The sequence below is a fragment of the Deltaproteobacteria bacterium genome (assembly GCA_029860075.1).
Taxonomy (GTDB): Bacteria; Desulfobacterota; JADFVX01; order JADFVX01; family JADFVX01; genus JAOUBX01.
In genome coordinates, this window is the sequence record JAOUBX010000055.1 from 23,865 (window position 1) to 30,425 (window position 6,561).

Consider the following 6,561-nt stretch of genomic DNA (forward strand, 5'->3'; position numbering starts at 1 on the left):
AATACTAATCCCGGAAAGAAAGAGCATATCCTCCTTTCTTCTTCATAAAAGAAGAAAAGAGTTCTTCAAATTGGGGGACAACAGAGTCTTTAACGGATGAGAGTTTTAAAAGGGCTTCTCCGTAATCATAAACACGGGGGCACCTGTCGAAAAGGCCCGTTTCTCTTTTCTTCTCTGCAATAAAAAGTCGCATGAAAAGAGGGGCGTAGGCCGTATCGACGAGGGCGAAATCTTCGCCGTTAAAATAGGGCCCCTTTTCCAGGGCTTTTTCCAAAAGTGCAAGCTTGTCTAAAAGCCCCTGGCGGCACTTTTTATAATCTTCCCTGCCGGGGGTGGTATACATTTGAAACTGAGTCATGGTAAGGGCCGAGGCAAATTCTATGGATGCCCTGTTTTTTGCCTTGAGAAGCGGGTCTGCCGGATGCAGTGAAGGGGGAGAAATTTCGTCAAGGTATTCGTTAATAACGGCTGATTCAAAAAGTACCTCATTGTTTACCCTTAAAAGCGGGACTTTTCCAAAGGGCGAGATTTTTAAAAACCAGTCCGGTTTGTTTGCCAGGTCGATGTAGGTAATATCAAAATCGATACCCTTATGAAGGAGGGTAATGACGGAGCGCTGAACATAAGGGCAAATTTTAAAACTAATCAACTCGGGTTTAGTCACTGAACTGCCTTAATCCTTTTTTTTGCCGGTCTTATGCAGGCGGATGATCTTGTCAGCCAGGGTTTTGTGGTCAAAAGGTTTGACAATGTAGCCCTGTATGCCCAGATCCTTGCAGTCGCTTACACTCGATTTTTCATCGAGGCAGGATGACACGATAATCGTCGTTTTCTCATCATTCCACTTGCCCCTTATCTCTTCAAGGATAGTATAACCGCACATTCCGGGAAGGAGTATATCGAGAATGATCATGTCGGGTTTCCATGAGAGATAGGCCCCCATGGCCTCTGTACCGTTATCCATGAATTTCTTTTCAAAGAGATCGCCGGGAAGGGCAACATCATAAAGATTGGAAAGGCTTTTGTCATCTTCTACGATCAGGATTTTCAACTTGGACATTATGGTACCTGCCTTTTCTGGTTCAATGGTTTAGATGAAAACGCCCATCACCGGTTTCATCTGAAGTTTATCAAAAAATTTGAAATAATTAAATCAAAGAGGCGCTTTTTCTTAAGAGTACTTTATTATAGCAGATGCAGAAAACCATTTAACAGAGCCATGCAAACCATAGATGGGGTAAAGTCAGGGTACGAAAGGGGACATTTTTTCAGCCCTTTAGTGACATGGAGAGCATCATATTATATGATCATATATATGCCCTGAAAGCCTGAGTGGAAGGAGAAGATAAAAGAGATGGCACAAGTAAAAACATTGGAAGAGAGAACCGTTGAACTGGGCCTGGAAATATATGATTCCATAAAAGGGGAAGTGCCCGGTTTTTTCGACAGTACCCGCTGGAAGGGCAAAATTATGGACTGGGCCATGAAGGATGAGCAATTTAAGGTTCAGCTCTTCAGGTTTGTCGATACTATCCCTGCCATAAAGGAAGACCGGGACCTGCTTCCCCTTATTCATGAATATTTCCTTGATGATAAAATGTTCCTGTCTCCTGCCTTAAAAAAACTGGTGCCCAAAAAAGGAATGACGGCATCTTTGGCAGGCAAGCTTGTAAAGAGTAATGTACAAGTGCTGGCCAGGCAGTTTATTGCAGCCCATACACCACAGGAAGCCATGAAAAAGATCACTTCTCTCCGAAAAGAGGGAAGAACTGCTACCGTTGATCTCCTTGGTGAAGCCGTGCTTAGTGACCAGGAAGCTTATCTTTATACGGAGCGATATATTGAAATCATTAAGTCAGTGGCAAAGGAGGCAGAAAAATGGCCTGACAGTGAACTCCTCGATAACAATCATATGGGAAGCCTGCCCAAGGTCGACCTTTCACTCAAAATTTCTTCTTTCTATTCCCGCCTTGATCCCATTGCAAACCTTGATTCCATTACGGAAGTTACAAAGACGTTGGGTCTTGTTTTTGAAGAGGCTTCGGAAAGAAACCTTTCCCTCACCCTCGATATGGAGCATTACCAACTCAAAGACCTGACCATTGAAGTTTTTAAGGCCCTGCTAACCCGGTTTCCTGACTATAATAATGCCGGTATTGCCATCCAGACCTACCTGAAAGACTCGGAAAAAGACCTTGCCTCACTCATCGAATGGGCCAGGAAAAAGGAGCGCATAATCAATGTAAGGCTTGTCAAAGGGGCCTACTGGGATTACGAGAAGGTCATTAATTCCCAGGCGGGCTGGCCCATACCGGTTTATACTTCCAAGACTGAAACGGATGCCAATTTTGAAAAACTGACCTTGCTTCTCCTTGAAAACAGCGATGTGGTAAGGCCTGCCATTGCAAGCCACAATATTAGAAGTATGGCCCATGCCATGGCCATTGCCGAATCGCTGGGCCTGCCCAAAAAGGGCGTCGAGTTTCAGGCTCTCTTTGGTATGGCTGAGCCCATAAAAAAGGCTGTTGCTTCGCGCGGCTACCGGGTAAGAGAATATCTTCCTGTTGGCGAATTTCTTCCCGGCATGGCCTATCTCGTGAGACGTCTTCTTGAAAATACGTCCAATGAATCGTTCTTAAAACTCTCCTTTGCCGATAAAATAGACGCCGCCGATCTTATCAGCAGAGCCCAGTCATCGGGAACGGAAGGTAAGGAGGAGGAGAAAAGGGTAAAGGCGGAAGGATTCAGTAATATTCCCAATACGGACTTTTCAAAGAGCGAAATGCGAAAACTTTTCGGCTCCACCCTGAAAAAGGTAAGAGCCGGGCTTGGTGGTGAAAAGCAGATACCACTCATTATGGGCGGGAAAAAAATCACCACTGACAAGGAGATAATCTCTGTAAACCCGGCCAATCCCGAAGAGATAGTGGGGAGGGTTGCATGGGCAACAGGAAAGGATACCCTTGAGGCCATTCAATGCGCTGGAAGGGCTTTTCTTTCCTGGAGAAATGAATTGCCGCAAAAAAGGGCTGCCTGTCTTGAAAAAGCGGCCCGGTGGATGACGGAGAAGCGTTATGAAATAGCGGCGCTTCAGGTTTTTGAGGTCGGTAAAAGCTGGAGAGAGGCCGATGCCGATCTTTCCGAGGCTATCGATTTTCTTAATTTCTACGCTCAGGAGATGATAGAACTCTCAGAGATAGAGAAGCTCGGCAATTATCCCGGAGAACGGAACCACCAGCACTATATTCCCAGAGGGGTGGCGGCCATCATTTCTCCCTGGAATTTTCCCCTTGCCATTGTTTGCGGTATGACGGCAGCAGCCATCGTAACGGGCAATTGCGCCATTGTCAAACCATCAAGCCTGTCGCCGGTAACGGCTTATTACCTCATTCAGGCCTTCCAGTCTGCCGGCCTTCCTGACGGTGTTATTCAATTTCTGCCCGGCCCCGGCAGTGCAACGGGCGCTGCCCTTGCTGATCATCCTGATGTAGATATTATCGCTTTTACAGGTTCCATGGAAGTAGGCCTGGCTCTTGTCGAGCGGGCAGGCAAACCTGTAAAGGGAGAAAAAAATGTGAAAAAGGTCATTGCCGAGATGGGCGGAAAAAACGCTATAATCATCGATAAAAGTGCCGATCTCGATGAAGCCATAAAGGGAGTGGTCGCCTCTTTTACAGGATTCCAGGGGCAAAAGTGCTCCGCCTGTTCCCGCGTCATTGTTGTAGGCGCCATTGTTGAGGACTTCATCGCCAGACTGACGGAAGCCGTAAGAAGTATCACCATCGGTCCTCCCGATAATCCCGCCAATATTATGGGGCCTATGATCGATGAAGCAGCCATGCTGAAAGTCAGGGAATACGTTGAAATCGGAAAAAAGGAGGCTACCCTTCACTATAGGTCGGAGCATGTTCCCACAGACGGCTTCTATGCAGGCCCTGTCATCTTCCGTGATGTCAAAGCTGATGCCCGAATAGCCACTGAAGAGATATTCGGCCCCATACTGGCCGTTATATCAGCTTCCACTATTGACGAAGCTATTAAAATTGCCAACGATACGCCTTATGCTCTCACGGGAGGTATTTATTCGAGAAGTCCGGCAAATATAGAAAAGGCCAGGAAGGAATTTCTCGTAGGCAATTTCTACATTAACAGGAAGATTACAGGTGCCCTCGTGTCGAGGCAGCCTTTCGGGGGATTCAAGATGTCGGGCCTCGGATCGAAGGCCGGAGGAGAGGATTACCTCCGGCACTTTCTTTTTCCGCGGGTTATATCGGAGAATACGCTAAGAAGGGGGTTTGCACCGGAGGAATAGGGTGTTTTGACAGGAATTTGCACTGATATTTTATGATTTTTAAAAGTATTTTCCAGGCCTCTGGCACCTTTCTTCCCTTGAGCCCTATCGCTACTTCCCTTCTCTCTCAAACTGCCAAAAGTCTTTCGGTTTAACTATGGCTATTCCTATGTAGGACTCCAACACGAGGAGATCCTCATCGCCCGTTATTATACAGTCTGCCTTTACAGCCCCGGCCCCGGCAAGTACAGCATCATCATCGGGATCCCGGCATAAAGATACTTCCAGCGGTCCGGCGCTAACAAGCTGCAGGGTCGATTTTAGGTACCCAACGGCGTCTCTAACTACTTCCGGTGGAAATTTCAGTTTCTGGGTAAGTTTTTCTTCAAATTCCTTAAGGATAAAGGGGGAAATAAAAATGTTGTGTGTAGTAATACAGTGTTCGAAAAGTTCTTTACAGGCACCATGTGAAACAAAAGCAGCGATGAGGACATTGGTATCAAGGAAAACTCTCACGATACGATTTTGAAAACGTCCTCATCTGTGAAAATGCCCCGCTTTTCTGCCTCGGCGGTCATAACTCCACGGAGTTTATTGAATTCCCGGACAGAGAAGTACTGACGCAGCGCTTCACGTACAACATCGCTTCGGTTAAGGTGTTCCTCTTTCACAATACCGTCAAGCTTTTTCTTAAAAGATTCAGGCAGGCTGATTGTTATGGTTTCTCTCATTTTTAAAATCTCCTGTATTACAATCTAACACACAACAAGGTTGCTGTCAAAAAGGTTTTAATAGTTTATTAAAACCTTTTCCCAGAAAACTGAAACCTTGTTTTCTGGAACCCTTTCTCATTATTCTTTTCTTAGTGATATGGGGTATGTTTTGTGGATAATATTGCTTGAAGGTACTTCCTTTCCTTCTATGCCACATCTTCCTCGAAAACATGGACCTCGCTGTCAAGCCTTCCTGCAAGATTATCCTCGGCTTTTTCAAGGTCATAACGGCTTTGAAGGTTCATCCAGAATTGTGGCGTCATTTTGAAGAACCTGCCTAGCCTTAAGGCTGTATCAGCACTAATGGCTCTTTTCCCATGAACAATTTCATTTATCCTGCGAGGTGGTACACTAGTATCTTTTGCCAGGCGGTACTGGGAGATTTCCATTGGTTGAAGAAACTCTTCAAAAAGAATTTTACCGGGATGAATAGAATGTATTTTATGATTTTTCATCGTATACTTTCCTCATTTAAGCGAGTATTTCAAATAATTCTGTCGCCCTGATTATACGGACAGGTTTATATTTTTCCACATCGAGAAGAGCGCTGTCTCCTGTAACGAGAAAGGCAGCCCCGGCAGCGATAGCGCAAGATATAAACTTGTCGTCATCAGCATCCCGACATAGGCCGTTTACGCTTTCTGCTGCCTCAATAACTTCAAAGAAAGGAAGAATATCCTCTTTTATGACCCGTCCTATCTCTTTTTCAGTTAACTTGAATTTAGGGTAATAAAGAACGTCTCTCAGTTCTTCATATGTTTCCTTTGTAAGGCATGGCATCAAGCTTCCGCCCTTCCAGGATTCGATGATCCACGAAAGCCTGCCCCCGAAGAGGAGTGCAGGTACGAGTACATTTGTATCGAATACAACTCTTAGCGGTTCTTCTTTTTTCTTGCCCATGAAACAGCATCGCTCACATCATCTTCTCTGACGCCTAGCTTCCTCATCTTTTCCCTGATGCTTTCCAGTGAAGAGGTTGCAGGTACCACCTTTACCGGTATCATAATGACCTTCCCCTCCTCAACTAATACATCGAAATAATCGATGTTGGGAAATTTCCTGACGATCTCTTTTGGGAGCGTCACCTGGTTTTTAGATGTCTTTTTTGCTAACATATTTCCTTGCCTCCTTATAGTAAGGATATCTTACTTCCTGTTTTAAGGCAATACTTTATCCGTGCCTTTATATGATAGTAGACAAATATTTATAATCAGTGGCTTCAAAATGTCAGGACTTGGATCAAAAGCGGGGGGAGGATTATCTTCAGCACGTCCTCTTTCCACGAGCTATTTCAGAAAATACCTTAAGGCGTGGATTTGCACCGGAAGAGTAGGATTTTGATACAGGTTTATACTGATATCTTATGATTTTAAAGTATTTCCTTGAGCCCTGAAATCCTATCCCCTCGAATCCTTGCCCCCTGGAACCCGTTCTTACTATTCTTTTCTTAGTGATACTTCGTGTGCTTCCTGGATAATTGTTAAGAAAAGAATAGTA

Annotated in this window: 9 protein-coding genes; 1 reads left to right on the forward strand and 8 read right to left on the reverse strand. The window is 45.1% G+C overall.

All coding sequences use genetic code 11. From position 1 onward, the window contains the following. Positions 1 to 4: 4 nt before the first annotated feature. Entirely contained in the window at positions 5 to 664 is a 660-nt protein-coding gene (locus OEV42_15095) for a glutathione S-transferase family protein (protein MDH3975602.1), read from the reverse strand. A 9-nt stretch (positions 665 to 673) separates the two neighbouring features. Continuing rightward, the gene (locus tag OEV42_15100) at positions 674 to 1,060 is read right to left on the reverse strand and encodes a response regulator (protein ID MDH3975603.1); all 387 of its coding nucleotides are present in this window, start codon (positions 1,058 to 1,060) and stop codon (positions 674 to 676) included. 294 nt (positions 1,061 to 1,354) lie between these two features. Between OEV42_15100 and OEV42_15105 the strand changes: the two genes are divergently transcribed. After that, positions 1,355 to 4,312: a proline dehydrogenase family protein gene (locus OEV42_15105; GenBank protein MDH3975604.1), complete on the forward strand. Its 2,958-nt coding sequence runs from the start codon at positions 1,355 to 1,357 to the stop codon at positions 4,310 to 4,312. A 90-nt stretch (positions 4,313 to 4,402) separates the two neighbouring features. Here OEV42_15105 and OEV42_15110 read toward each other — a convergent pair whose 3' ends face one another. The 6 genes from OEV42_15110 to OEV42_15135 form a co-directional block, all read right to left on the reverse strand. After that, complete coding sequence (locus OEV42_15110) at positions 4,403 to 4,807, reverse strand: putative toxin-antitoxin system toxin component, PIN family (GenBank protein MDH3975605.1); 405 nt, start codon at positions 4,805 to 4,807, stop codon at positions 4,403 to 4,405. Continuing rightward, a complete protein-coding gene (locus OEV42_15115; protein ID MDH3975606.1) occupies positions 4,804 to 5,022 on the reverse strand; it encodes a ribbon-helix-helix domain-containing protein in 219 nt (72 codons plus the stop codon). The genes OEV42_15110 and OEV42_15115 overlap by 4 nt, the downstream gene beginning before the upstream one ends. 188 nt (positions 5,023 to 5,210) lie before the next feature. Next, positions 5,211 to 5,519, reverse strand: a complete 309-nt coding sequence (locus OEV42_15120) for a HigA family addiction module antitoxin (protein MDH3975607.1) — start codon at positions 5,517 to 5,519, stop codon at positions 5,211 to 5,213. Positions 5,520 to 5,535: 16 nt separating this feature from the next. Beyond that, positions 5,536 to 5,964 (reverse strand): putative toxin-antitoxin system toxin component, PIN family, encoded by a 429-nt coding sequence (locus OEV42_15125; protein MDH3975608.1) that lies wholly within the window; start codon positions 5,962 to 5,964, stop codon positions 5,536 to 5,538. Continuing rightward, complete coding sequence (locus OEV42_15130) at positions 5,937 to 6,179, reverse strand: AbrB/MazE/SpoVT family DNA-binding domain-containing protein (protein ID MDH3975609.1); 243 nt, start codon at positions 6,177 to 6,179, stop codon at positions 5,937 to 5,939. Before OEV42_15130 ends, OEV42_15125 begins: the two co-directional genes overlap by 28 nt. A gap of 148 nt (positions 6,180 to 6,327) precedes the next feature. Then, a partial coding sequence (locus OEV42_15135; GenBank protein MDH3975610.1) for a hypothetical protein occupies positions 6,328 to 6,561 on the reverse strand: 234 nt, incomplete at its 5' end.